We start from the raw sequence: 2,375 nt of genomic DNA, 5'->3' as shown, positions 1-2,375 counted from the left end.
CCTGCAAGAAACATGAGCAAAATGACTCCTATTTCTGCGAATGTTGATATAATTTCATTTGGTGCAACTACGTTAAACATCACTGGTCCAATTACTACTCCCGCCAATATCTGACCCAGTACTGATGGTTGATTAAACTTTTGCGCAGCCATGCCTCCAAGATTGGCAAATATAAGCATTAATGCCAAATCAATTACAAAATTCAAACCTCCGTGTTCCATAACTTCTCCTCTCATACCAATATCAAGATATCGATTTCCTCAATATTCGTAAATCCAACCTCTATGTTCATTTATGGCTCATCTACATAAATCAATCATTGAATTTCTAATTGTTATTTTCCTATGATACTCCTTTAAAATACAAATATCAAGTAAAACTTTTAGGAAAACGATTGGCATTGCAATACTTAAGGGCATTCATTATTGCGGGAAATCTGCAGAATAAAAAACAAATCATGCAATAAGAAAATGCCGGATATTATTCCGGCATTTAAACTTTTACGCTTCTATTGTTTGTAGTTTGTCAGCCTGGTCTGATGTTGTAAGACCGTCAATCATCTCGTCAAGATCACCATTAAGGAACGCTTCAAGCTTGTATAATGTCATATTTATTCTATGATCACTAACCCTTCCCTGTGGATAATTGTAGGTTCTAACTCTTTGAGACCTGTCACCTGAACCAATCTGACTTTTTCTTTGTGCCGCAAGTTCATCATGTTGTTCCTGCTGATATTTGTCATAAAGTCTGGCTTTTAATATTTTGAAAGCCTTGTCCTTATTTTTCAATTGTGATTTCTCATCCTGGCATGACACAACAAGTCCTGTTGGAACATGTGTAAGTCTTACTGCAGAGTCAGTAGTATTTACACTCTGTCCTCCGTTTCCAGAAGATCTGAATACGTCAACCCTTACATCGTTAGGATCGATATCAAAATCTACATCATCAACCTCAGGCAATACTGCAACAGTAGCCGAAGATGTATGTATACGTCCACTTGACTCAGTATCGGGAACTCTTTGAACCCTATGGCCGCCGCTTTCATACTTAAGTCTTGAGTATGCTCCCTTTCCTTTTACCATGAAAATAATTTCCTTGTAACCACCAATTCCCTGTTCACTTGTACTCATAATTTCTATCTTCCATCTCTTGCTTTCAGCATACATAGAATACATTCTGAAAAGATTTCCTACAAAAAGTCCGGCTTCATCTCCACCGACTCCAGCTCTTACCTCAACAATAACGTTCTTGTCATCGTTAGGGTCCTTTGGTATAAGAAGGAACTTGAGTTCTTCTTCAGCCGTTTCTATTGTTTCAGTCAATTCCTTTACTTCTTCCTTGATCATATCCTTGAAATCATCGTCAAGCTGCTTGTCCTTGAGCATTTCCTTGGCTTCAGCAAGCTGCTCCTCGGCATCTTTGTATACCTTGTATTTTTCAACAATAGGCTCAATATGTGCATGCTCCTTCACAAGCTTCTGCCATATCTTCATATCAGCTATTATTTCAGGATCACTTATCTGTGTGTTAAGCTCCTTGTATTTTTCTTCTAAAAATTCCAGTTTATCTAACATTCTTTCACCTCATTAATTCTAACATATATTATAACAGATAATACGCAAACGGTCAATTTTTGATGAAATATCCAGCAGCTCCCCTACTAATGCCGCTTAAATCCTTGATAACATCTACTCTGTTTATGCCTTCCTTTTCATTCAGCATTTTTACAATTTTTTCGTTCTGGTCGTAGCCGTGCTCCATTACAAGTACTCCACAAGGCTTTAACAATCTTTCCATTATATCGATTATCCTGTTGTAGTAGTCATAACCTGACTTTCCTCCAACAAGAGCAAGCTTTGGCTCATACTTTGACACTTCAACCTGAAGGCCTTCAATATCCTCTTCCGGAATATATGGGGGGTTTGATACAACTATGTCAAAGCCGTTAAGCTCTTCCCATACGTCATCGAAAATATCCCTTTTAAGAATCTCATAGTTTTCTAGTCCGAGTTTTTCCTTGTTTTTTTTACTTGCTTTCACAGCAATGTCCGAAATATCTATTGCATAGACTGATGAATTTTTGAGATAACTGGCAAGGCTGCAACCTATCGCTCCCGAGCCGGATCCTATGTCAAGTATCCTTAACTTTTCACCTTCTCTATTGTTTCTTTTCACCATGTCTATTATATATTCCACTATGTTTTCCGTGTCGGGTCTTGGTATGAGAACACCTTCCTCCACATAAAAATCCAGTCCCATAAACTCCTGGGTGTTTGTTATATACTGCAAAGGACATCCGTCTTTTCTCTTTTCTACAAGATTATAAAAAAGTTCCCGGGTTTTCACGTCAACATTTTCATTCATATTTATCATTA

Annotated in this window: 3 protein-coding genes; all 3 read right to left on the bottom strand. The window is 37.6% G+C overall.

Annotated elements, in window-relative coordinates:
* On the bottom strand, positions 1–221 hold a 221-nt coding region (locus AC3AX0_RS07335; protein WP_487549653.1), incomplete at its 3' end, for a cation:proton antiporter domain-containing protein.
* A 279-nt stretch (positions 222–500) separates the two neighbouring features.
* Positions 501–1,574: a peptide chain release factor 1 gene (prfA, locus tag AC3AX0_RS07330; RefSeq protein ID WP_487549652.1), complete on the bottom strand. Its 1,074-nt coding sequence runs from the start codon at positions 1,572–1,574 to the stop codon at positions 501–503.
* Positions 1,575–1,626: 52 nt separating this feature from the next.
* A partial coding sequence (gene prmC / locus AC3AX0_RS07325) for a peptide chain release factor N(5)-glutamine methyltransferase (protein WP_487549651.1) occupies positions 1,627–2,375 on the bottom strand: 749 nt, incomplete at its 5' end.

Source organism: Dethiosulfatibacter sp. (assembly GCF_983023055.1).
This window is presented reverse-complemented; position numbering and strand designations above follow the sequence as displayed.

Bases quoted from the DNA above. Each gene is read 5' to 3' on its own strand.
- prfA (WP_487549652.1), bottom strand. From the start codon at position 1,574: ATGTTAGATAAACTGGAATTTTTAGAAGAAAAATACAAGGAGCTTAAC.